Genomic DNA, 24,685 nt, shown 5'->3' with positions numbered 1-24,685 from the left:
TCTCTGTGTTACTGCTGAGTGATTCAGCGGTAATGAATCTGTTGTTATCCCTTGCTACTTGACCTTGCGGCTGGGTGTGTCACTCGCTTTTCAAGCCAATGGGAATCGATTTAGTGTTAGTACTGCCTAATAGCGTCGAACGCTAGGGTTAGCTTGTGTAAGTCTTTTTTCCCCGGTTCGCTCTCAACACCTGAATTGAGATCGAGCCCTAAACAACCGATGTTTGCTGCTTGCTGAGCATTTTCAGGGGATAAGCCACCCGCCAACATGACATCGTTTACCTCGGTTAGTAATTGCCAGTCAAAACGTTGGCCAGTGCCGCCAGATTGCGTTCCTACTTTGGCATCGAATAAGTGACGGTCAATGTGGCGCTCAAGCTTGGTCGGTAGGCAGTCGCTCACGCCATAAGCTTTCCAGATTTCAATCTGGCTAGGTAAGTGAGCTCTCAATTGGTCAACATAGGCTTGATCTTCTTCGCCATGCAGTTGCACCGCAAAGAGTTTTAACGTCGTAGCAATCTGCGTAATGGCTTCAATAGTGTGATTTTGAAACACGCCCACGTAGCGCAGCGGCGCGCCGCTCATCGTCAAACGTGCATTGTCCAAGTCGACATAGCGTTTGGATTGCGGCACAAAAATTAAGCCACCAAACACGGCTCCAGCTTGATAGGCTTTGGCCGCATCATCAGCATGAGTTAAGCCGCACACTTTGTTTTCGCCGAGCGTCACTTTGCGTACCGCTAGCTCTAAATTTTCTTCGGCCATTAACGAGCTGCCGATTAAAAATCCGTTGGCGTATTGCGAAAGTTCACGCACTTGTTGGTGAGTATAAATGCCAGACTCAGAGATGATCATGGTTCCTTCTGGGAGTAAAGGTGCCAGCTGTTTAGTGCGATTTAGATCGGTTGAGAGATCGCGCAAGTTGCGGTTATTAATGCCAATAACTTTCGCTTGCAGGGCGACTGCCCGGTGCAGCTCTTCCTCATTGCTCACTTCGGTTAAAATACCCATACCCAGTTGGTGAGCCACATTGGCTAGCATTTGATAGTGCTGATCATCAAGGACGGATAGCATCAATAAAATGGCATCTGCATTGTAGTGACGAGCCAAATAAACCTGATAAACATCAACCATAAAGTCTTTGCAAATCACAGGTTGGCTTACTTGCGCGCGAACGCGTGGCAGAAATTCGAGGTTGCCTTGGAAATATTTTTCATCAGTCAAAACTGAAATGGCGTCTGCATATTGATGGTAAACCGAGGCGATATAATCCAAATCAAAATCTTGGCGAATGAGCCCTTTGGAAGGTGACGCTTTTTTACACTCCAAAATAAAAGCGGTTTTACCCGTATTTAACGCATCATAAAACGAGCGATCTGATGCGGTTAATAAGTGTTCGAAGCTGCCCAATGGTTGCTGCGTTTTACGCTGCTCGACCCATTCATATTTGTCATTGACGATTTTGGCCAACACTTCAGCCATTTGAGTATGCTGGGTTGAAATGTGGTCAGAAAGTTGCTCAGGCATGGGGCTTAACCTCTTTGTGCCAGTTGTTGGACAAGCTGATAGGCTTTGCCCGAGTTCATTACACTAATGGCCTGTTGTGTATTGGCTTTGAGATCTTCTTGGCCAAAAAGACGCAGCAGCAGCGCCACATTGACAGCGACGGCAGCCAGTTGCGCTGGCGTGCCTTTCCCAGTCAGCAGGTTGGTGATAATGGCGCGATTCTCCGCAGGCTCACCACCTTGAATGGCTTCGAGTGGGTAGCTTTCAACACCAAAATCTTTAGGTGTTAAGGTGTATTCGATGATGTGTCCATCACGAATTTCAGCCACTAAGGTTTCACCATGAATCGCCACTTCATCTAAACCACTGCCATGAACGACCGCTGCACGTTTCAGTCCCATTTGTAACATGGTTTGGGCAATAGGCAGAACCAGTTCTTTACTGTAAACACCCATCAGTTCAATGTTGGGGCGAGCAGGGTTAATCAGCGGTCCTAATATATTGAAGATAGTGCGCGTTTTCATAGTTTGGCGCACGGGCATCGCATGACGCACGCCACCATGATATTGCGGCGCAAATAGGAAAGCGACGCCCAAATCATCGATGGCTTGGCGAGTATTTTCAGCGCTCATCGCAAGGTTAATACCAAATGAATCCAGTAGATCAGAAGAGCCTGATTTGCTCGATACTCCACGATTACCATGTTTGGCAATTTTTACGCCACAGGCAGCAGCAACAAATGCTGCGGTGGTTGAAATATTAAAAGTATTTGAGCCATCACCACCAGTGCCGACTATGTCTGCAAAATCATAGTCTGGCCTTGGAAACGGGGCAGCGTTAGCCAATAATGCTTTGGCTGCGCCAGCAATTTCATCGGGTGTTTCACCTTTGATTTTCAGTGCCGTCAATACCGCCGCCATCAAAATAGAGTCGAGTTCACCACGGATGATGACATCAAACAGTTGCTGGCTTTCTGCTTGCGAGAGCGACTGCTGCGCGTAAAGTTTATTAATGATGTTTTCCATAAAATATCCCTATAAATCCGTTAGTGGGTGCTTTTTTCTAAAGCCCAATTGATCGCATTGGCAAGCAATGCTGCGCCATGAGTAGTCATGATGGACTCTGGATGAAATTGAAAGCCGCACACTTTATCTTGCTCTTGCACCACGGACATCACGAGCCCATCAACCTCAGCCGTGATGGTTAAACTATCCGGAACTTCAGTAGCCACTAGGGAATGATAACGAGCAATGGCTAATGGTGACGGTAGCTGTTGGTAAATACGGTGATGTTGGTGTTCCATCATCGAGATTTTTCCATGGATAATTTCGCCAGCACCCGCGACAGTGCCGCCGTAAGCTTCAACAATCGCTTGGTGACCTAAACAGATGCCAATGATCGGCACTTTGCCCTTAAGGTGTTGGATTAATTGTGGCATGCATCCCGCGTCTGCGGGCGCGCCCGGTCCGGGGGAGAGTAGCAGCAGCGGTTCATCCAATTGAAAGACCGCTTGTTCAATGCTCTGTGCGGCGATGTTGTTGCGATAAACTGTCACCGTATGGCCGAGTGAGCGGAATTGATCAACAAGGTTGTAGGTAAAGGAATCAAAGTTATCGATAAAAATAATGTTGGCCATATCTGCTACTCCTGATGCGCGGCTTGAATTGCAGAGATCACGGCTTGTGCTTTACCACGTGTCTCGTCGGCTTCCGATTGAGGGTCTGAATCATAAACGACCCCAGCGCCGGCTTGAACTTGCGCAATACCCTGTTCGACATAAGCCGAGCGGATCACGATGCAAGTATCTAAATCGCCTTCCCCGGTAAGGTAGCCTACCGCGCCACCGTAACTGCCACGGCGGGCTTTTTCCACGTTACGGATAAGCTGCATGGCCCGAATTTTCGGCGCACCAGTGAGTGTGCCCATATTCATGCAGGCTTGGTAAGCGTGCAGTGCATCGAGATCGCTTCGGAGTTGACCCACCACGCGAGAAACCAAATGCATAACGTGACTGTAGCGATCCACTTTCAATAAATCAGCGACGTGGCGCGTTCCTGCTTGTGCAATACGCGCGACATCGTTGCGCGCAAGGTCGACCAACATCATGTGTTCAGCGTTCTCTTTTTTGTCGCAACGTAGTTCAAGTTCAATGCGGCTATCTAAATCAAAATCAATTGAACCATCGGCGCGTTTACCACGGCGGCGAGTCCCTGCGATAGGGTAAATCTCAATCTGGTTGGTTTCGGTGGCGTATTTCAATGCGCTTTCAGGAGAAGCGCCAAACAGAGTAAAGCGTTCGTCTTGCATATAAAACATGTAAGGGCTTGGATTGCTCTCTTTCAGTTTTTTATAAGCAGCAAGTGGTGAAGGGCAAGGCAGAGTAAATCGGCGAGAAGGCACCACCTGAAAAACATCGCCTTTCACGACAAATTCTTTTAACGCTTGAACGGTCTTGCAAAACTCTTGGTCAGAAATATTCGTTGTCACGCTTACGTTAGCTACGGTTTTGGCTTGCGGTAGTAATTTGGGTGCGGCACATTGCTGCGCGATCTCTTGTAAACGAGTAATTAATGTTTCGCGCATTGTTGGCGTGGGGTTAAAAACACTGGCTTGCAACTGACAATGCTCAGTTTTATGGTCAATCACTAACAAGGTTTCCGCGATATAAAAAACGTAGTCTGGACACTGATTAGTCGTATCGGCATTTCCTAGCGGTTCGAAGTTGGCCACCAAATCGTAGGCAAATAAACCGCCTAGAAAGAGGGCATGTTTATCGTGATGACGAAGATCGAAACTGTGCTGCACGAGACGTAGTGCATCAAAAGAAGAGGCTTCGCGTAGGCGAGAATCTTCGTCTAGCGTTTCGCATGGTGCTTGAAATTGAAGTGTTAAGGTATTTTGTTGTAACTGATGTTCAATATCCGTTTTAATATTACGCTGTAGATGTTCGATGAGCTGTTGACCATTGTCTGTCAATGCGTGAAAAGTGACAACGTGACCAAAGCAAGTGATGCGCACGGCAGCATCAACCAATAATAGACTTTTGAGATCCTGTTTTGAGTCGATCTCGGCGGATTCTAATAGCAAACAATCTGTTTTTGACTCACATAGCGTATGAAATAGACGTGTTGGATCTTGGGTATAAGGCACGGACATATTGATTACGTCAATTTGGCCTAAGTTTTTAATTTCAATGGTCTTATTCACAAGACCTCCTTGATGAATTTTAATGTTCCTGTCGTCCATACTCGCATAATCCTCTTAGAGACCCAATCATCACTTTGGGGGGGGCGCTGTTTTATTGCGCAATGTAATGTGAGCTATTCGACAAAATAAAAAGCCCGCTCATTGAGGCGGGCTTTGTGAATTCGTGTTCTATTTTAAAAGTACACGGTTGCCCACCAAGAACTTGTCCAAGTGTGCCACCAATTGAGCTCAGATGAAGCTGTGCTTAAATTGTGATTATGGTTTTGGTTAAATTCTTGTAACATGGTCAACCTCAAATACGTGCCTTGCATTTGTGTACTAGTTAACTAGTGCGAGAGTGAAAAGTCAAGCCTAAAAGATGGCCAAAATAAAATTATGAGAATTGATCTACATAGCCACACCACTTCTTCAGATGGCAGGTTATCGCCGCAAGCGTTAATCGATAGAGCGCTAAGCTTTGATATTGAGGTATTGGCGATCACTGATCACGATACGACTGATGCATTAACTATTGCTCATGACTATATTAATCAGCAACAATTACCCATCACCTTGATCGATGGCATCGAGATTTCCACGGTTTGGCAAAATAAAGATATTCATATTGTTGGGCTCAACATCGACTCAAACGCTCAAGCTCTGCAGCAGTTAATTGAGCAGCAAAAGGCACATCGTGTGCAGCGCGCGCAATTGATTGCACAACGATTGCAAAAAGTGACACGTGAAGGGGTGTTAGAAGAGGTGCAAGCGATCGCTGGCGACGCACCGATTACTCGTGCGCATTTCGCAAAATGGCTGGTTGAACAGGGTTTTGCGAAGAACATGCAGCAGGTGTTCAAAAAGTTTCTCACCCGCGATAATCCCGGGTATGTACCACCAAGTTGGTGCTCGATGACCGATGCCGTTGAAGCAATACACGCCGCTGGTGGCCAAGCGGTATTAGCGCATCCTGGACGATATGACTTGACGACCAAGTGGCTCAAGCGCTTAATAACGGCGTTTGTAGAAGCTGGTGGTGACGCTATGGAAGTGGCACAGCCACAACAAGCGCCACAAGAAAGACGTAATTTGGCCGATTATGCCATACAATACAATCTATTAGCTTCTCAAGGCAGTGACTTTCATTACCCCTCACCTTGGATGGAACTGGGGCGAAATCTTTGGTTGCCTTCTGGCGTCGATCCTGTCTGGAAAGATTGGGGTTTAAGCCCCGTAGATAGACTCAATAATGAGGAATTACAATGAGCCAGTTTTTTTACGTTCATCCAGAAAACCCGCAGACTCGCTTGATTACTCAAGCGGTTGCCATTATCCGCAATGGCGGAGTTGTTGTGTACCCAACGGATTCTGGTTATGCACTAGGCTGCCAGCTAGAAAACAAACAAGCATTAGAGCGTATTTGCCAAATTCGCCGCCTTGATGATAAGCATAATTTTACCTTGCTGTGCCGTGATTTGTCAGAGCTCTCTTTTTATGCGCGTGTAGATAATACCGCTTTTCGCTTGCTAAAGAATAACACACCTGGCCCTTATACGTTTATTTTCAAAGGGACCAAAGAAGTGCCACGTCGGTTGATGAATGCGAAGCGTAAGACGATAGGTATCCGTGTGCCTAATAACCGTATTGCACTTGATTTACTTGAAGCGTTAGGTGAACCGCTAATGTCCACTTCACTTATTTTGCCCGGCAACACCCATACAGAATCGGATCCAGAAGAGATTCGGGATCGCCTTGAGCACGCCGTGGATGTCATTTTAAACGGGGGTTATTTAGGTGAACAGCCGACGACAGTGATTGATTTCAGTGAAGATGAGATGGTGGTTGCTCGCGTGGGAGCGGGCGATCCAACACCTTTTGAATAGCTTTTGAGTAGGCCATCAAAACGAGTGCTTTTTGGCGTAGAATTTGAGATACTATGCGGCCGCGATTTTGGGGTCGCATTTTTTCATTCGACGTCTGTGAAGACGACACATAGGTAGATAAATGAGCGAAAAGTTACAAAAAGTTTTAGCACGAGCTGGTCATGGTTCTCGTCGTGAGTTAGAAGCTTTGATTAGAGCAGGACGTGTCAGTGTTAATGGCAAGGTAGCTATGTTGGGCGAGCGTCTAGAAGATGATAACGCAGTTGTGCGTATTGATGGACATGCTGTTTCCGTTAAAGCGCCAGAAGAGGTTATTTGTCGAGTGCTTGCCTACTACAAACCGGAAGGTGAGCTTTGTACCCGTCATGATCCAGAAGGTCGTCGGACGGTATTTGATCGTCTACCTAAAATTCGTGGTTCGCGTTGGATTTCAGTTGGCCGCTTAGATGCCAACACCTCAGGCTTACTTCTCTTTACTACCGATGGTGAATTGGCTAATCGCCTTATGCACCCAAGCCGTCAAGTAGAACGCGAATATTTAGTGCGTGTTTTTGGCGAAGTGAACGAGCAGAAAGTGCGTAACCTCGTTAAAGGGGTTGAGCTAGAAGATGGCTTGGCACGCTTTGAAGATATCGTTTACGCTGGTGGTGAAGGTATGAACCATACTTTCTACGTCGCGATTAACGAAGGCCGTAATCGTGAAGTTCGTCGTCTTTGGGAATCTCAAGATACCACAGTGAGCCGTTTGAAACGCGTTCGTTATGGCGAGATCTATTTGGACAAAAAACTGCCACGCGGCGGTTGGATGGAACTGGATCTTAAAGATGTAAACTATTTACGTGAATTGGTTGAACTGCGTCCTGAAAAAGAGACGATGCTAGATTTGAGCAAAGACAACACTTCACGTACTCGTGAGCGTGCGCGTAGCCAAAAAATTCGCCGTGCCGTTAAGCGCCATGAAGAGCGCGTAACGGCGACAGGCAAGCCTAAAAGTCGTACGACCAATGGTACAACGACGAATGGTAAAAAAACTAACGGTACGACAACCAATGGCACAACGACTGGCCGTCGCAAGCCTGCTTCAAGTACCCGTAACAGTGGTGCCGATGGTAGCCGCGGCACTGGTCGGCCTCAAACTGGTAAAGCGAAAGCGCCACGTCGATAAGCGAAACTTTCTCGTTGCCTGTTAATTGATATTAAAATCCCGAGCTAAGCTCGGGATTTTTTCGTTTAAGAGATTGATAATAAACTAAAAATTAAAACAATAGAGTTGGTATTGAGCACTTGTGCATGATTGACATCCCTATGTTCATATTTTCTGGTATTAAGTGAGTAGAGTGAAGAAACAGGCTACATGTGGCATGTATGGTATGGTTGACTAAATTTTAGTGATGCTACAATGTTACGATCATAAGCGGGTACATTTGGAGTCAGTTAAACATGGATAGAGCAGGCATCTCAGCCGTTAAAGTGGCACTTATCTACGCAACATTTGCCGTGCTCTGGATATTATTCTCGGATATGACAGTCGAATTATTGCTAGATAACGCCCAGTTGCGCGCTCTCGCTCAAACCTATAAGGGGTTGATGTTTGTCATTATTACCGCCTTACTTTTGCTCATGTTGGTGCTTAGAGGGAATCGCTTACTAGAAAAAGCCAATGATATGGACAGCCTCACTGGGCTGCACAGCCTTAGTATGTTTGTGCGTACTCTCAATATAACGATCAAAAAATTAAAGTCTAATGAGCGATTTATTCTTTGTTACCTTGATGTCGACGATTTTAAAAGTATCAACGAAACTCTGGGGTTTGAGCGTGCAGATGCATTTTTGCAGGATTTAGCTCACGATATTAACGAAATGACTTTGCCCGGCTCATTAGTATCGCGTTTACATGCCGATCAGTTTGCCAGTTTTGTAAAGTTGAGTGACGCTGTAGATATGGATTCTCATGTTCGGAGCGTCCAACGTCTGTATACCCATCGGGCCAAGCAACACAATATTGAAACAACTTGCTGCATAGGTGTTGCCATTTACCCAGCCGATGGTATCAGTGCCAGAGAACTGATGGTTTCCGCGACTGAGGCTCTTAATGTTGCAAAGAAACAAAAGAATGCCATTCAGTATCATGACAAAACATTAACAGAAAAAGCGATGCAGCGCCGGCAAATGGTCCTCGACCTGCGCTTAGCGATCGACGACGATAGCTTAACGGTTGTATATCAACCTAAATATGACCTAAAAACATTAACAGTCAACGGTGTCGAAGTACTGATTCGTTGGAACCATCCTGTTAAAGGCGCTATCCCGCCTGATGTTTTTATCCCATTAGCCGAGGACAATGGCTTGACGGGCGCTATCTCCAAATTTGTGGTTGGAAAAGTATCACAGGAGCTGGGGCGTTCAGGAATATTGGGGACACAAATTAAACACGTTGCTGTTAATGTCTCCGCGACTGAGTTCAATAATGCTGATGAGATGTATGAACTCACGCGATTTATTCAGCAGCATGAGAATTTGAATTCATACATACGCATTGAAATTACGGAAACAGCAACGCTTACCGATATGAAAAAGAGTGTTGAAATTATTTCTAATCTGCAATCTAACGGGATTACTTTTTCCATCGATGATTTTGGCACAGGTTATACGTCACTTGCCATGCTCAAAGATCTTACTGTGGATGAAATCAAAATTGACCGCAGTTTCGTCTCTGAAGTAGAACATGATGATCGTTCAAGAACGATAGTGAATGCCATTATTGCTATGGCGCAAAGTTTTGACATCAATATTGTGGCAGAAGGCGTAGAGACAGCCAACCAATTGAAAATTTTGCAGGCAATGGGCTGCCAACAAGTGCAGGGCTACTACCTAGGACACCCAATGCCAGTGGAAGATCTTATTGATCATTTATCCTCGAACTACCATCTGAAATCTTTCCTATAAATTAATCGCAAGCTGGGCATTACTACATTTGCAAAATGTGTATTTAGTGAGCGTATCTGTATCTTTATGCCGATTGCAGTTCTGCAAGGTGGTTTCTTCCCCCTCAAAGTCAGAGGAGGAAGGTTTTTATATCGAATTCCAACTGCTTAATTCAACGCAGCTCCCACGGTATAAGACTGAGCTCTTTGGATCACGATTTTCGGTTACCAACAACTCAGAGCTATTTTTTAGCGCTTGCCATTCTTCAACAGACAAATAACGAGTTTGATGGATATTAATTAGGCTATCAATAGGACGTAATTGCTGACTATCTCTATCTCGCATCCACACCATTGCGTTACTCATAGCGACCTTATCCATTCTAAGGTTGTATTGCACACGGATGTTCGATTGCCCCGGCTTTTCTCCTTGGTAAGCGACTAAAGCAAAGTGATCTTTTTGTGCGTTGGATGACATCATGGCTAGGTAGTTGACGGGACGAATCTGCGCAATAGGTAGATCTAGCGTTAACGATGGAAAGATGAGTGGACGAATCACAATACCGAGTAGTAGTGCAAACATTATATATGCAGTGAGCCACCATCTGCTTAGTTGGTTTTGTTTACTTTTCATACCTAGTGTGCTGGCTGCGATGTGCTTCCAGACTTGTTTTGGTGGTTTTCGCCATTGCATTTGTGCGGTTAATAAATCGGTAGCGGGGTTTAATTTAGATAGATGGTGTTGCCACTCATCAATGTGCTTCCACCAACTAGGGTCAGATTTCATTAAAGTTTCTAGCCGCCGACGCACCCGGAGTGTTAATGTACCTAGCACATATTCACCTGCCAGTTTGTCTCGCAATTCAAGGGATTGATAACGGCGACTTATTATTCGGTCAGGCATCGTTTCAACTCCTGTAATCCACGACGAATCCAAGATTTAATGGTTCCTAGAGGTGTTTTGACGTGTTGAACAATTTCGTAGTGACTCATGCCGTGTTGATAGGCCAGCACAATGGCATTGCGTTTTTCCTCTGGTAGAGTTTGGAGGCAACGGTTGAGGCGCTGATCCGTCGCTATACAGGTTATCTCTGGCTCGTGCTGCAGTTCATCGGTCTGCTCTGATTCTCGACGGCGTTTTCGTACTGCATCAATCGCAAGATTGCGCACGCTCTGACACAACCAAGCCCACGGATAATCAATTGGGCAGTAGTGGTCGTTGTACCAGATTTTAATGAAACCCTCTTGCAGAAGATCGGCGGCGATCTGCTCATCCTTCACCACTGAGTAGATAATTGTGTAAAGTCTTGTGCTGGTTAACTGATAAAGCGCTTCGAACGCTTGATGGTCACGAAGCGCTACTCGTGAGAGCAGTAAACCAATTTGCTGTTTATCTATGCTCACACATCCCTCATTGCTTAATTAAGTGCCAGACATTTTGCACACCATCGCCACTTTTATCGCCGGGTTGCTTATCTTTAAACCAGCGATAAAGAGGCTTACCTTGGTAGGTCCATTGATATTGGCCATCAGTGCGTTGTACTACGTCAAAATTACCACTGAGCTTGAGATTGGCTATGCCCATGCTGAGCAGATCTGGATTGACATACGCTGGTGGCCAATTGGTCGCGCACTTATCATAACAGACCGATTGATTAACTTTATCTTTATCAAAGGTGTAAAGAGCAAGCTGTTTGTCATCAACCAAATAGCGACTTTCCCCGTCGTTGTACAACTGGATTGTTACATCATCGGCCCGTGCAAGAGGCCAGACACCTTTAAAACCGGCACCGAGAATATCGCCAGATTTGGTATCTTTAAGCCAGCGGTACAATGGCTTACCATCTTTTGCCCACTGCTGTTTGCCATCTTCACGGATGATCTTGCTAAAACCGGGTTGATTCGAAAATCGCATCCTATTCTTCCCTTCGGCTAATAAGGGCGGCCAATTCACCGCGCAGTCTCCGGTACAAGCAGATTGACCGTTACTGTCTTTTGTAAAAGTGTACAGACTCTTCCCTGACCCATCCACGTAGATCTTGCCAATCGGTGTGTTTGCGCTTAATTCAGAAGCCATCAAATAAGCCGATGGCATCAACAAAAGTGTTGCTAGTAATATGTGTTTCATACTGGAGTCCCTTATTAGTTTGTCCAACCTTCACGCTCAAAAAAGGGTTTGCCTTCTTTGCTACGTATAAAATCGATGAACGCCTGTGTTTGTGGATCGGCGTTTTCTGTCTTTGCGACGGTTAAATCGCGATAAATACGGCGTTCAGGCTCAATCTCGACATAATCTACTTGATCGGCATGATTCAAAGGCCAGTGAATCCAAGTAATCCACGCATCGGCATTTCGTTCTTGAAATGCTTTGAAACTTGCACCACTGCATTTTGCATAAGCAATGATCTTACTTCGGAAGTTCTGAACATCTTGCAATGAACCAGTACGCCCTGCGATATCTTCCCATACTCCAGAACCTGATGTGTTATACACACCCAGTCCTTCCGTTACGACAATACGGGCAGGCTTATCAAGTAAATCGTTTACCCCTTGGATCTGTTTTGGGTTTCCCTTCGCGACAGCAATGACGGCTCGGCGAAGATAAACAGGATCAACATCTTTATCAGTAATAAAAGGATAGGTTTCCACAAATGCGCTCATTGATTGTTCAGAAGAACCAAAAAAGAGGTCAGCGTTGGATTGTGCTTGCTTCGTCCATTTGGATTCCGGCCCTGCAATTACGTTTATTACCACGCCATTTTGCTGGCTAAAAGCATTTGCAGCATGGCGTAATGCAGAGTCAGGGCCGCCTGGGCCATATATATTAATGATTCCATCTTTAGGCTGATGCTTGATTTTGGGGTCCAATTGAGGGGATGCCAAAACTGTCATGCTCGTTAGGCTAATTGTCATTGTGGTTATCACCAGGTGAAACTTCATTTTCTCTCCTTACTGATTTGTATTCAGATAAGAAACGATCACCAACAGCATTTGGATGCACCAAGCACGAAAAAAATTAAAAATGGCTAAAAATAATATATTGAATAGGAAAGAAGCGTTGCAAGCCAAGCGCTTTGATCAGGTGTTATTGAGTTAAAAATAAAGTCAGCACAAAGAAGGGCCATTCCCGCAGGGCGGGAATGGGTATAGATCAATAGCAGAAATGAAAAAATGTGACTACAAGGTTTGCTGTAGTTGGAAATAGCGGCCTTGTTTGGCCAATAACGCTTGGTGGCTACCGTATTCTACGATTTCACCTTGTTCAATCAGGCAAATAGCATCCATTGTTTCTAACTCGACCAAGCGGTGAGTAATAAAGAGGACCGTTTTATGCGCAAAATGCTGTTGAAACAGAGCCAGAATTTGCTGCTCTGTTTGTTTATCCAAGCCTTCCGTGGGTTCATCGAGTAATAAAATTGAACCGTTGTGTAGCAGCGCGCGCGCGATACCGATGCGGCGTTTCTCTCCACCAGAGAGCTGACGGCCGCCGTCACCCAGCCATGCGTCCAAACCTAGATCATCCAATAGAGTATGTAAACCGACTTGCGTTAAGGCGTGAGCCAACTGTTGATCGTTTGCGCCTGGATTGGCCATCGCGAGGTTGTCTCGCAGCGTGCCATTGAGTACATCTACACGTTGGCTAACCACACTGATGATTTGGCGAAGTTCGCTCTCATTCCATGCTGTTAAGTGGGTACCTGCAATGGAGACGCTACCTTGCTGTGGATCCCAATAGCGTGACAGCAGTTGCATTAAGGTTGATTTGCCAGAGCCTGTTTGTCCCACTATTGCAACGCGATGCCCTGCGGGAATATGGAGGTTGACACCGCGTAGCACATCTTGGCTGCTGTCAGGATAGTGAAAGGTTACGTCTGAAAATTCAATATCGAATTGACCTGAGTGCTGAGTTGAAGCGGTAGGAAATTGGACTTCAGGCTCAGCCAGAATAATATCGTTGAGGCGGCGAGCAGAAGTGAGTGTTTGTCCTAAATGTTGAAATGCACCAGCAATCGGCATCAGCAGTTCAAAACTTGCCATAGTTGCAAAAGCCACCAGTGCAATCATCGGGTCGGGTTGATTACCTGCCACACCATCGGCGGCAAGCCAGATCACTAACACAAGCGTCCAGCCATTAGCGAGCATGAGCAGTGCTTGTGCAAGGCCAGAAAAATGAGCGTTAGCCAATTGATTGACCAGCAATTTTTGCTGCGCTCTAAGAATCGCTTCACGGTAACGGTTTTCTGCACCAAACAGGGTCAATTCACTGTAGCCTTGCAACCAGTCAAGCGTTGCAATACGCAAATCCGCCTTGTGCTGGGTGAGCTCGGCACCATTACGCTGACCCAGTTTATAAAAGAGGACAGGCCACACGAGCAGTAGCGTCAGAAGAATTGCACCAAGGGTTAAGCCAATGGCAGGGTCGAACCAACATAAGAATGCCGTTAACGCACTAATGCCCAGTACACCCACGGTTACTGGGCTGATTAAGCGTAAATAGACGTGATCCATAGCATCGATATCTGCCACTAGACGGTTGAGTAAATCAGCGTCTCGGAGGTTTGACACACGTCCTGGGATCAGTGGCGCGAGTTTTTGGAAGAAGAAAATACGCAGATCCGTCAGCAGCTTGAATGTAGCATTATGGCTGACAACACGCTCACCCCAACGTCCTGCAGTGCGTCCCATGGCAAACCCACGTACAAACGCGCCCGGTAGCATGTAGTTGAATGTTTCACGAGCAATGGTTAAGCCAGCAATGGCCGCTGCGGATAAAAACCAGCCGGATAAGGTCAGTAGACCAATCGAGGCAAACAGGGTTAAAAAGGCCAGCAGCATACCGAGAGATAAACCAAACCAGTGCTTTTTATACAATTTAAGGTAAGGGATGAGATCACGCATCAAGGTTCCCCTTATTGGCTTCATCAAGCGCTTGATTAGCTTGTAACATATCGGAAAACAGACCCTTTTGCTGGCTGAGTGTGTTGTAATCGCCTGTTTGAACTATCGCCCCATTTTGCATCACCAAAATCTGTTGCACCGATTTTAATGGTGCTAATTGGTGCGTCACGATTAAAGCGGTGTGGTGTTGAATTTGGCGGTTCAAACCTTGCATCACTAACTGTTCGCTGCGTGCATCTAAGCTGGCGGTTGGTTCATCAAGTAGCCAAAAATTGCCGTTTTGTAGCAGTGCGCGAGCAAGTGCAATTCGCTGAGCTTGTCCGACAGATAATCCACCGGATCGATCGGTGATGGCGTAATCCAAACCATGTTTGTCGACAAATTCAGCTGCATAGGCATTGTCTAAAGCCGAATGAAGCGCTTCGTCACTCATGTCATGCTTGCCGAGGCTGATATTCTCAACGATGGTTCCGTGCACCAATAGTGGGTTTTGCCCAACCCAACTGATCTGCTTACGCCAGCTGGTATGCTCAAGATCGCTCAGTTCAATACCATTAATTTTCAAACTGCCTTGGTAAGGCATGAAGCCTAAAATGGCGTTTACTAAGCTGGTTTTACCTGCGCCGCTTGGCCCGACAAGCGCAGTGGTTGAATGGTTATCTAACGTAAATGAAATTGGACCGACCAAGCGTTTTCCTTCTGGACTAAACACTTCGAGATCTTGCGCTACAATGTCAATCTGCTGTGCACCGTCGAGCGAGATAGATCCTGATTTCACTTTGCTGATGTCTGTTTCCAAAAACTCGACAATGCTTTCAGCCGCGCCGACAGCTTGTTGTTTGGCGTGATAAAAGGTGCCCAAATCACGTAATGGTTGATAAAACTCAGGCGCAAGGATCAAGATAAATAGGCCGGAAAATAGAGTTACGGCTGTACCGTAGTAGCCGAAATTCAACTCGCCAATAAAGCTAAAACCAAAGTAAACGGCGGTGATGGCGATCGATATCGAGGTGAAAAATTCTAACACTGCTGATGATAGAAAGGCGATTTTCAATACATCCATTGTGCGAGTGCGAAAGACTTCAGAAGCGCCTTTAAGCTGATCGGCTTCGGCTTGTGTGCGGTTGAATAGGCGTATTGTGGTCATCGACTGCAGGCGATCATAAAAGTGACCAGATAACCGCTGCAGAGCTTTGAAATTTTTACGATTAGCATCGGCTGCTTTCATACCGACTAAGGCCATAAACAGCGGCACTAAGGGTGCGGTGATTAAGAAAATCAAACCCGCCGCCCAGTTGACGGGAAAGACCACAATCAAAATCATAAACGGGATCAACACAGATAATGACATCTGCGGTAAATAGCGCGCAAAAAAGTCCTGCATGTTTTCGACTTGTTCAAGCAGTAATGTTGCCCATGCACCGGCAGGCTTACCTTTAATGTAAGCAGGGCCCAACTCGCGAACTTTATCCAGTATTAACTGACGGATATAAATGCGGATCTGCTCTCCGCAGCGAAAACCCGCAATTTCACGCCCCCATGCGCACGCGGCACGTGCGGCAATCGTCACCACCAAACCAAGAAAATAGGGAATGAGCTCTGCTTTATCAACTTGTTCAATAATCAGTTGATGCAGAATGGAGGCGAGGAGTGCGGCCTGAGCCAGCAAAAACACACTTGATAATACGCCAAGGCCAACAGCAATCATTAACCAGCGTTTTGCCAGTTTACTTTGCTGTTTGAGCCAATTATTCAAGCTACGTTGCTTTTTCTTATCCATTTCGAAGGCTTAATGAGAATTATTATGTAAACGGAAGGGCGGTAGTATACAAAATAAAGCCCGATGGATATACCACCGGGCTGTAGGGTTTTGTTATAAAACTGGAAAATAACCTTTTGCTTACTTGTCGTTCAAGCCTACTTATCGTTCAAGCTATCTAGGTAACGTTCCGCATCTAAGGCGGCCATACAACCTGTTCCTGCCGAAGTGATCGCTTGGCGATAGTTGTGATCCATCACATCACCAGCAGCAAACACACCTTCAATACTAGTTTGAGTTGCATTACCATCAAGGCCAGATCTGACCACGATATAGCCTTCTTTCATCTCTAGCTTACCAGCAAACATGTCGGTATTCGGTTTGTGACCAATCGCGATAAAGACGCCCATCACGTCCAGATCTTCTGTCGTTTCTGATTGGGTGTGTTTCATACGAACACCCGTCACGCCAGTCTCATCACCTAAGACTTCCTCTAAGGTACGGTCAGTGTGTAGCACTATATTGCCGCTTGCGACTTTATCCATCAGACGGTTAATCAGTATTTTTTCTGCGCGGAACGAATCACGGCGGTGGATGAGGTGAACTTGTGCCGCAATATTAGATAGATAAAGCGCTTCTTCCACCGCGGTATTGCCGCCGCCCACTACTGCAACTTTTTGGTTACGATAGAAAAAACCATCGCAAGTAGCACAAGCGGAAACTCCTCGTCCTTTAAAGGCTTCTTCTGAATCTAAACCTAGGTAACGTGCGGATGCACCTGTTGAAATGATCAGAGCATCGCAGCTATATTCTGCACTATCGCCTTTAAGGCGGAATGGCCGCTGTGAAAAATCAACTTCATTAATATGATCAAACACAATCTCAGTTTCGAAGCGCTCTGCATGCTCTTTCATTCGCTCCATTAAAGCAGGGCCCGTGAGGCCTTCGGCGTCTCCTGGCCAGTTTTCTACTTCTGTAGTGGTCGTTAACTGACCACCTTGCTGCATACCGGTAACGAGAACTGGATTAAGGTTAGCGCGAGCTGCGTAAACGGCTGCCGTATAACCAGCCGGGCCAGAACCAAGAATAAGAAGTTTGCAATGTTTCACGTTGCTCATGGGGACTCCAGTATCGAAAATGCTCGAAAATTTAACACGATTGTAGGGAATATCTCGAGTCAATTAAAGCGATTACATGGGCTAGCTTAGAAATAATCGTTATATAGCCAAACTAAGCAATGATGGGAGTTGGCTAATAAGTCAGCCAACGTGTTTTTAAGCAATTTCGGCCGCTGGCTTTAGCCGCATAAAGCAGTTGGTCGACTTCTTCACACAATGCTTGGAGATCTAAATCCGTATTCGTTGCGCTCAACACGCCAAAACTCGAAGTGACGGATACCGATTCTCGTGATTCGGTTACAAAATCGTGGTCTTCAATTTTTCGGCGTAAGGTTTCGGCAATTTCGCTAGCGACGCTTAAGTCAGTGTCGGGTAGTAAGATGAGAAACTCTTCCCCACCGTAGCGAGCGACAACATCGGAAGAGCGTACCGATGACTTAAAGATAGCCGCAGTTTCCACTAATACTTGATCGCCGAAGGCGTGACCATAAGTGTCATTAATGACTTTAAAATAATCAATATCGGTCAAAATAAGGCTAATCGGTTTTGCATCTTCATTATGTTGGATCTGTTCGTCTAATTGCGCTGAATCGAATGGTTCGGCGTTTTTTTTAGGTGAAGATTGACCTTTGAACCAAGTCTGTTGCCACATCAAAATCCGTTGTGCGAGTTTAATAAGCGCTTCGCTACTATTTTGGTAAGAGTTGGATTGATGTTTTGCAAATCGTTCTTCCATGTAGCGTCGATTATACAAGCCAGTCAAGGTGTCCGTTTTGGCAAGCATGCCCATTTTGATGCGAGAGCGGTTGGCCCAGATAAATATGACCAATAATCCGATTAATGCAAGGGCAAGGAAAAAGACGATTTCACCTAATAGATGAAACGTTTTCTGATGGTTTTCAATTTCTAGCTTTTGAAGTACGTTGTTCCAGTTTAGATCCTGATTTTCATATTGTAGACGCTCAAGATCAAACAACATTTGCTGTCGCTGTAAGTTCTCTACTTGTTCAACATTGCGAAGTGTGAGCGATCGTAAATGATAAAAATCATAAGTTTCATAGGCTTGTTTGTAGTTGTTTTGCCCAGCATAAGCCTGTGCTGCTACTTTTAACAACTCTATCTGTTGAATAAGTAGATTTGATCTTTGTTTGATATGCGCAATGAGTGGTTCTACAAATTCAATCACTTCACCGTAGCGTTTTTGTTCCAATAGATCTTGTGTTTGTAATAGCTGAAAAGTGGCAACGTAGCCTGGTTGGCTTTCTCGGTACTGCAGTTCCTCCGCTTTTTTCAAGAAAAAGCGCATTTGATCTCGGTTGTTGGTATCTCGATAAAGCCGTGCAAGTTCAATGTTAATACGAAAGCGATGTCGCCCGTCACCCAGTATTTGTGCCAGCTTGAGTGCGGTTTTATAGGTTTCGATCGCCGCCGTGATTTGATTACGTGACTCTTGCAACTTAGAGATGTCGAGTAAGCTAACCAACTGGCTATAAGACATTTTACGTTGCTTGAAGTAACTGTAGGAATTTTCAAGTAACAGCTGTGAACGATCAAAATCTTGTAGCTGAACCAGTATTTGACCTAGACCGTGAGATATTCTCTCCATTAACTCTTTGTTATCAATGGATTTTGCTGTATCAATTGAGGTCATTATTGCGGCGTACGATTTTTTAAACTCGCCTTGCTCTTGGTAATAGAGACTTTTAGCTAGTAATACTTCTGATTCGATTTGTGCATTGTGATCGTTTCCTGCTTCGACTAACAGTGCGTCAAGTTTCGGCAACACGTCGACTTTTTGGTGCCGTAAAGCTTGAATCTCTCTTAGTTTGAGAGTCAGCGTTTCAACGTTGGTATGCTCTGTTCGCTTTAATCCTAATTGTGCCGCTTCTAAGCTCCTATCATATTCCTCCAGTAGCCCATACACAGTTGCTTTGGCCAAATAGTAACGTACGACGAGAGCTGAAGGCTGTGACAATATGATGTAGTCTTCTTCTAGTTCACTAATTTGTGCCTTTGCCTTGATCGGTAGTGAGTAGGTGATCTGCTCAATGCCCTCCAATGCTTGGAGAAATTTATCTTTAGGATCCATAGCCGCATAGGCATTGATTACACTGAAACCTAATGCGATGAAAGTCCACAGTGTGACTTTAATACTAGAGTTCACGAGTTGAGGATCTCCTTATCAGTTGAGCGATGTTTCAACTAAGTCTTAATAGTCAAATATATCAATTAGTTTGATGATCTAGTATTAACTTTAGTCTAATTTTTGGCATGGCTTACTACTTAAATGGTGCTAATTTCGAGTTAATGAGATGCTATATGGCTCATGGATTAATACATGCTAAATTTAGTCGAATCGAGCTGATAAATTAGTTACTGATATTTCCTTTAAACCCGCCCATGGTCTACATACCATTCCTACATCATCCTAATGTTGGTAATTCATTGTTTTTAAAAGCTTATTAACCTTGAAGTAGTGAGCTTGTCTAAAAATCGCTATGTGCCATACTCGCTATTGGATGTTAATTCTTATTTTTGTGATTATTTAAGTATTAAATTTTATATTGCTAGTCACATACAGATATAACATTCATTTTTACTTGAATGTGCAATATTAGTGCGTATCCTTAATGTAAATTAATTGTTAATTTAATGTGTCCAATTATTTAATTAAGGAGCTGGTGATGTTAGCTGTACACGAAAACACTTTACAGATTACGCAATTAAGTCAAAAAGCGATTCAACAACTTGCTCCCTCCTTTGCGCAATTACCACATACGGAGCATGCTGATGGTCAGTATCGTTTACGGCGCTACTCTGTGGTTCAATTTAACCAAGGGAAAGTCGAGGCGTTGGACAAGCATGACTTTATGCAAACCGATCAAATCAATCATTTTCAAGGCAACATTAAGCGTCATTTCGATCCTATTTTACCCTCCACGTTACAAAGTGAAGGGATGAGAGAAGTGTGCGAGGTGTTTGTGAGTACGAATGGTCTGCCTAATGGGCAAGAGATTGAAATCCATCAGATCCGAATTGCTGCTGTGTTTGATGAGACGCAAGTCGCGCCAGAAGGTGTCCATCAAGACGGTTTTGATCATATTGCGTTGGTGGGGGTGAATCGCCACAACATCGTCGGCGGTGAAATTATGCTGTATCAAGACTGCCATGAAGCCCCTTTCTTTCGGAAAGTGTTAGAAAATGGTGAGATTGCGATGCTCGCGGACAGTAAGTTATGGCATAACGCTTGTCCTATTCGCTCAATTGAGCATGGGCAAGAAGGTCATATGGATGTTTTTGTGTTAACCGCTAAGGATGGCCGAAATGATCTTCACTCCTGAAAAAGTGCGTACGCAGTTTAGTGCTTTGTCGCAAAAATATCATGGTAAGTCAGTGAGTTTCTTAGATGGTCCAGGTGGCTCGCAAGTACCTAAGTCGGTAATAGAAAAAATGAGTGAATATCTGGGCCATTTTAACTCTAATTTGGGCGGACACTATTTTTCAAGCCAAATCACCACTGATTTAATGCAGCAGGCTCGTGAGTCGGTGCAAGCGCTTCTGAACGCTGAGTCATCAGGAAATATTGTATTTGGCGCGAATATGACCTCGTTGACTTTTCAGCTAAGTCGAGCCATTAGCCGAGATTGGCAAGCGGGCGATGAAGTGATTGTTACTGCGCTTGACCATTACTCCAATGTCTCCAGTTGGCAGCAAGCGGCGCAGGATAAGCACGTTACAGTGCACCAGGTAAAGGTGAACCAACAAGATTGTACTTTGGATGTTGAGCACTTACTGTCATTGCTCAACCCTAAAACAAAGCTGGTCGCGGTCACTTATGCTTCGAATACCACAGGATCTATTGTCGATGTTAAACGCATTGTGGATGCGGCGCATCAAGTCGGCGCAATGGTGTATGTGGATGCCGTTCACTATGCTCCGCACCATTTGATTGATGTACAAGAATTAGGCTGTGATTTTTTAACCTGTTCGGCATATAAGTTTTTTGGTCCACACGTTGGTATCGCTTATATCGCTTCGCAGTGGTTACATGCACTTAAACCCTACAAAGTTGAACCTGCAACCAATATTGGTCCGGGACGTTTTGAAACGGGTACGCAGAGTTTTGAAGGTTTGGCAGGCGTGATTGCTGCAGTGGAATATTTGGCGCAATGGGGAGACGAGAGTGGCTCGTTAAGAGAGCGTTTGATCGATAGTTTCATTCAATACAACCAGCATGAACGCCAATTGAGTGAGTATTTTCTGTATAAACTTAAAGGATTGAGTTCGGCTAAGCTCTATGGCCTGACCAAGGCTAACAGTGAGCTACGTACACCGACCTTTGCCATTCGCTTAGCTAATCACCACCCAGAATTTGTGGCCAAAACATTGGGCGAGCATAATATTTGTGTGTGGAATGGGCATTTCTATGCGCTTGGTTTAGTGCGTCAGTTAGATCTTGAAAACAGCGGTGGAGTTGTCCGTATCGGTTTTATGCATTACAACACGCGCAGTGAAATTGACGCTTTGTTTGATGTCTTATCCACATTAGCGTAACCAAAGTGGCCCGGAAATCTGTCGAAGGAAAGGTTTCTGGGGCGCAGTGCCTCTTTTAGCTTTCATCTTCGGTTGGCTCTAAGGGTAACTCTTCGATCACAATTGGCTCTTTGGGACCTAAAAATTTAGGTTGAGTATTGGTGATATAGAGATCTAAGAATGCTTTCGTACGAGCAAAGACCTCACGCAGCCTCACTTTAAAACCAGAACGAGTTGTTGGCCCTGCAACCGCTAAACACTGAGCATTAATGTTATGGTAGTTGGCAATAAAGAGTGCTCGCTCACAATGAAATTGTTGAGAGATGATCAAAAAATTGTCGGTTTCGAAAATACGTTTTGCGCGAACAATGGAGTCCAAAGTACGAAACCCTGCATAATCTAAGTAAATATGTTCACTCGGGATCCCTGCGCGCAGCAGATCGCGTTTCATCGTCCACGGTTCATTGTACGAACGGTGAGCATTATCACCACTGAGTAAAAACCCTTTTACCTTGCCTTGCTCATACAAAGCGATCGCGGCTTCAATTCGGTGGGTATAGTAGTCATTGAGCGTTTTACCCAAGTACTTACTGGTTCCAAGTACAACAGCGACTTGGAATTGACCGACTTGATTTTGCTCGGTGACGATTTGTTTTTCGGCTTGCCAACTGACCCAGCGATCAATGCCAAGCACAAAAAGGCTTGAAATGAACAACAGTACAGACACGTAGCGAAGCAGCGTGTGAACCCGCTTTTTCCAAACAGGGCGAGAGTGATTTGAAGATGAAAATTTTAACACTAAATTTGACGGTTCCTTTGTGCCCAGATCCCGATAGCAATAAAGCAGAGCATAATAATGCTAAACATCATGCCTGATTCTAACTGCGAAAGTGTCCGAGCAAGGTAAGGGCTCGCTTTGATGATCACCAAACCGTAGCCGAAAGCGTTAATCAATATAAACGTAAATGTGCGAACGACAAAGTGTTGGTTGCGCATTAGCTTGCGCATCGCGGCGTTAATCTCTCCACCGAGCATCACGAGCAAACAAGCGATCAATGCGGTTGATATCTCCGTTAAATACGGTGATAAGTAATGCCCTGCGGGCGCTAAAAAGTTCATCATATTGACTCACAGAAAAAGCCCCTAAACATCAGCCGAAGCTTAGGGGCAGCAGAGTAGGAGCTTAGAAAGCAGTGCGTTTGTAGCGGCGGTATACTGGCTGCCAAAAATGCTGCTCAATGGCGGTTTCTAACACATCATCTGGGATCTCCAGTGCAACACCTTGCTCAATTGCTTTTTTCGCTACCGCAAACGCAATTTTCTTGGAAACGGAGTGAATGGCTTCCAGTGGTGGAAGTAACGCACCATGCCCATTAAGCGCCAGAGGTGAACAGTTGGCGAGTGCGCGGCTTGATTCCATCAGCATCTCATCAGTAACTCGACGCGCATTGACCGCCAGTACGCCTAAGCCGATACCAGGGAAAATATAGCTATTGTTGCATTGTGCAATTGGGTAGGTTTTACCGTTATGCAACACGGGAGCGAACGGGCTGCCTGTGGCGACGAGTGCTTCACCGTTGGTCCAACGGATAATGTCATTGGGCGTCGCTTCAACACGGCTGGTTGGGTTCGATAGTGGGAAAATAATCGGGCGTGGGCAGTGTTTATGCATCTCAGTGATAATCTCTTCACTGAATAGTCCCGGAGCCCCAGAAACACCAACCAACACCGTTGGCTTGCCATTTTTCATTACTTCCAATAATGAGAAACCATTACCTTCTGTATTCCAATCATGCGTGTCTTTGTTTTTTTGCACGAGGCGCTGTTGGAAATCAAGTAGGTTAGGCATTCCTTCTTGCAGCAGACCCCAGCGGTCAACCATATAGACTTGAGAACGAGCTTGAGCATCTGAAATACCTTCTGACACCATTTGCGCGATGATTGCTTCGGCAATACCACAGCCTGCAGAGCCTGCACCAAGAAAAGCGATACGCTGCTCGGAGAGTTGACTGCCCGCGGCTTTGCATGCGGCCAATAGCGAACCTACAGTCACCGCAGCAGTGCCTTGAATGTCATCGTTAAAACAACAAATACGGTTTTTATAACGCTCTAATAGTGGCATTGCGTTCTTTTGTGCAAAATCTTCAAATTGGATCAGTGCATCAGGCCAGCGACGTTGCACCGCTTGGATGAACTCTTCTACAAATGCATCATATTCAGCCCCGGTAATCCGAGGGTGACGCCAGCCCATGTACATCGGGTCAGCCAAGCGCTGTGGGTTATTGGTTCCAACATCGAGCACGACCGGTAAAGTATAAGCAGGGCTAATACCACCACATGCGGTATAAAGTGCCAGTTTGCCGATAGGAATACCCATGCCACCAATTCCTTGGTCACCCAAGCCGAGAATGCGTTCACCATCGGTCACTACGATAACTTTTACGTTATGGTTCGCTGCATTATTGAGTAAGTCATCGATGCGATCTCGATTCGGAAAGGAAATGAACAGACCGCGGCCGCGACGATAAATATTTGAAAAGTTTTCACACGCGGCACCCACCGTTGGCGTGTAGATGATGGGCATCATCTCAGTGATGTGGTTTTGTACTAAACGATAGAATAAGGTTTCGTTGGTATCTTGAATATTACGCAGATAGATATGCTTATCCATATCACTTTCAAAGCTGCAGTATTGTTGGTATGCGCGAACAACTTGTTCTTGTATCGTTTCCGTTGTTTCAGGAAGCAGGCCTTCTAAGTTGAAGGAACTGCGCTCTTCAGCACAAAATGCACTGCCTTTATTGAGCAAAGGCGTGCTGAGTAGAGCGGGGCCCGCATAGGGAATATAAAGAGGGCGTTTATCATTATTCATTGTCGG

At 45.3% G+C, this 24,685-nt stretch carries 22 protein-coding genes and 1 other annotated feature; of the genes, 6 read left to right on the top strand and 16 right to left on the bottom strand.

The genetic code is table 11. The annotated features are described in order from the left end of the window. Positions 1–116: 116 nt before the first annotated feature. The 5 genes from trpCF to AACT18_RS07325 form a co-directional block, all read right to left on the bottom strand. Positions 117–1,526 (bottom strand): bifunctional indole-3-glycerol-phosphate synthase TrpC/phosphoribosylanthranilate isomerase TrpF, encoded by a 1,410-nt coding sequence (gene trpCF, locus AACT18_RS07345; RefSeq protein WP_094125515.1) that lies wholly within the window; start codon positions 1,524–1,526, stop codon positions 117–119. Positions 1,527–1,531: 5 nt separating this feature from the next. Continuing rightward, the gene (gene trpD / locus AACT18_RS07340) at positions 1,532–2,530 is read right to left on the bottom strand and encodes an anthranilate phosphoribosyltransferase (protein ID WP_013857143.1); all 999 of its coding nucleotides are present in this window, start codon (positions 2,528–2,530) and stop codon (positions 1,532–1,534) included. 20 nt (positions 2,531–2,550) lie between these two features. After that, positions 2,551–3,141, bottom strand: a complete 591-nt coding sequence (locus tag AACT18_RS07335) for an aminodeoxychorismate/anthranilate synthase component II (RefSeq protein WP_094125514.1) — start codon at positions 3,139–3,141, stop codon at positions 2,551–2,553. A gap of 5 nt (positions 3,142–3,146) precedes the next feature. Further along, positions 3,147–4,712, bottom strand: a complete 1,566-nt coding sequence (locus AACT18_RS07330; RefSeq protein WP_094125513.1) for an anthranilate synthase component 1 — start codon at positions 4,710–4,712, stop codon at positions 3,147–3,149. Positions 4,713–4,836: 124 nt separating this feature from the next. Continuing rightward, positions 4,837–4,939, bottom strand: a sequence feature (Trp leader region). Then, entirely contained in the window at positions 4,886–5,023 is a 138-nt protein-coding gene (locus tag AACT18_RS07325; protein ID WP_094125512.1) for a Trp operon leader peptide, read from the bottom strand. It overlaps the preceding feature by 54 nt. A gap of 64 nt (positions 5,024–5,087) precedes the next feature. Here AACT18_RS07325 and rnm point away from each other — a divergent pair, with 64 nt between their 5' ends. The 4 genes from rnm (at position 5,088) to AACT18_RS07305 (ending at position 9,520) form a co-directional block, all read left to right on the top strand. After that, positions 5,088–5,957, top strand: a complete 870-nt coding sequence (gene rnm, locus AACT18_RS07320) for an RNase RNM (protein WP_094125511.1) — start codon at positions 5,088–5,090, stop codon at positions 5,955–5,957. Next, entirely contained in the window at positions 5,954–6,574 is a 621-nt protein-coding gene (locus tag AACT18_RS07315) for an L-threonylcarbamoyladenylate synthase (RefSeq protein ID WP_013857139.1), read from the top strand. Before rnm ends, AACT18_RS07315 begins: the two co-directional genes overlap by 4 nt. A gap of 121 nt (positions 6,575–6,695) precedes the next feature. Next, positions 6,696–7,739: a 23S rRNA pseudouridine(2605) synthase RluB gene (gene rluB, locus AACT18_RS07310; protein WP_094125510.1), complete on the top strand. Its 1,044-nt coding sequence runs from the start codon at positions 6,696–6,698 to the stop codon at positions 7,737–7,739. Positions 7,740–8,014: 275 nt separating this feature from the next. After that, entirely contained in the window at positions 8,015–9,520 is a 1,506-nt protein-coding gene (locus AACT18_RS07305) for a putative bifunctional diguanylate cyclase/phosphodiesterase (protein WP_094144218.1), read from the top strand. A 126-nt stretch (positions 9,521–9,646) separates the two neighbouring features. On the opposite strand, the gene AACT18_RS07300 is transcribed toward AACT18_RS07305, so the two are convergent. From AACT18_RS07300 to AACT18_RS07265, 8 genes are all read right to left on the bottom strand, one after another. Further along, positions 9,647–10,402, bottom strand: a complete 756-nt coding sequence (locus tag AACT18_RS07300) for a hypothetical protein (RefSeq protein ID WP_094124979.1) — start codon at positions 10,400–10,402, stop codon at positions 9,647–9,649. After that, entirely contained in the window at positions 10,387–10,902 is a 516-nt protein-coding gene (locus AACT18_RS07295; protein WP_013857135.1) for an RNA polymerase sigma factor, read from the bottom strand. Before AACT18_RS07295 ends, AACT18_RS07300 begins: the two co-directional genes overlap by 16 nt. Before the next feature lie 7 nt (positions 10,903–10,909). Continuing rightward, entirely contained in the window at positions 10,910–11,626 is a 717-nt protein-coding gene (locus AACT18_RS07290; protein WP_176428292.1) for a COG4315 family predicted lipoprotein, read from the bottom strand. A 14-nt stretch (positions 11,627–11,640) separates the two neighbouring features. Further along, a complete protein-coding gene (locus AACT18_RS07285) occupies positions 11,641–12,438 on the bottom strand; it encodes a substrate-binding domain-containing protein (protein ID WP_094124977.1) in 798 nt (265 codons plus the stop codon). A 237-nt stretch (positions 12,439–12,675) separates the two neighbouring features. Then, positions 12,676–14,397 (bottom strand): heme ABC transporter ATP-binding protein/permease CydC, encoded by a 1,722-nt coding sequence (cydC, locus tag AACT18_RS07280; RefSeq protein ID WP_094124976.1) that lies wholly within the window; start codon positions 14,395–14,397, stop codon positions 12,676–12,678. Continuing rightward, a complete protein-coding gene (cydD, locus tag AACT18_RS07275) occupies positions 14,390–16,177 on the bottom strand; it encodes a heme ABC transporter permease/ATP-binding protein CydD (protein WP_013857131.1) in 1,788 nt (595 codons plus the stop codon). The genes cydC and cydD overlap by 8 nt, the downstream gene beginning before the upstream one ends. A 137-nt stretch (positions 16,178–16,314) precedes the next feature. Next, the gene (gene trxB, locus AACT18_RS07270) at positions 16,315–17,274 is read right to left on the bottom strand and encodes a thioredoxin-disulfide reductase (protein ID WP_026027123.1); all 960 of its coding nucleotides are present in this window, start codon (positions 17,272–17,274) and stop codon (positions 16,315–16,317) included. A 133-nt stretch (positions 17,275–17,407) separates the two neighbouring features. Continuing rightward, entirely contained in the window at positions 17,408–19,438 is a 2,031-nt protein-coding gene (locus tag AACT18_RS07265) for a GGDEF domain-containing protein (RefSeq protein WP_094124975.1), read from the bottom strand. Positions 19,439–19,958: 520 nt separating this feature from the next. Here AACT18_RS07265 and AACT18_RS07260 point away from each other — a divergent pair. Next, positions 19,959–20,615 carry a 2OG-Fe dioxygenase family protein gene (locus tag AACT18_RS07260; RefSeq protein WP_161439592.1) on the top strand — a complete coding sequence of 219 codons (657 nt, stop codon included), beginning with the start codon at positions 19,959–19,961 and terminating at the stop codon, positions 20,613–20,615. Further along, positions 20,590–21,828, top strand: a complete 1,239-nt coding sequence (locus tag AACT18_RS07255; RefSeq protein WP_081989825.1) for a cysteine desulfurase-like protein — start codon at positions 20,590–20,592, stop codon at positions 21,826–21,828. Before AACT18_RS07260 ends, AACT18_RS07255 begins: the two co-directional genes overlap by 26 nt. Before the next feature lie 55 nt (positions 21,829–21,883). On the opposite strand, the gene AACT18_RS07250 is transcribed toward AACT18_RS07255, so the two are convergent. The 3 genes from AACT18_RS07250 to AACT18_RS07240 form a co-directional block, all read right to left on the bottom strand. After that, positions 21,884–22,633 (bottom strand): SanA/YdcF family protein, encoded by a 750-nt coding sequence (locus tag AACT18_RS07250; RefSeq protein ID WP_026028037.1) that lies wholly within the window; start codon positions 22,631–22,633, stop codon positions 21,884–21,886. Beyond that, complete coding sequence (locus AACT18_RS07245) at positions 22,606–22,929, bottom strand: DUF3392 domain-containing protein (RefSeq protein ID WP_017042030.1); 324 nt, start codon at positions 22,927–22,929, stop codon at positions 22,606–22,608. The genes AACT18_RS07250 and AACT18_RS07245 overlap by 28 nt, the downstream gene beginning before the upstream one ends. A gap of 61 nt (positions 22,930–22,990) precedes the next feature. Beyond that, positions 22,991–24,679: an NAD-dependent malic enzyme gene (locus AACT18_RS07240; RefSeq protein WP_017044631.1), complete on the bottom strand. Its 1,689-nt coding sequence runs from the start codon at positions 24,677–24,679 to the stop codon at positions 22,991–22,993. Positions 24,680–24,685 lie beyond the last annotated feature (6 nt).

The organism is Vibrio sp. V04_P4A5T148, from assembly GCF_963875605.1.
Lineage (GTDB): Bacteria > Pseudomonadota > Gammaproteobacteria > Enterobacterales > Vibrionaceae > Vibrio > Vibrio anguillarum.
This window is presented reverse-complemented; position numbering and strand designations above follow the sequence as displayed.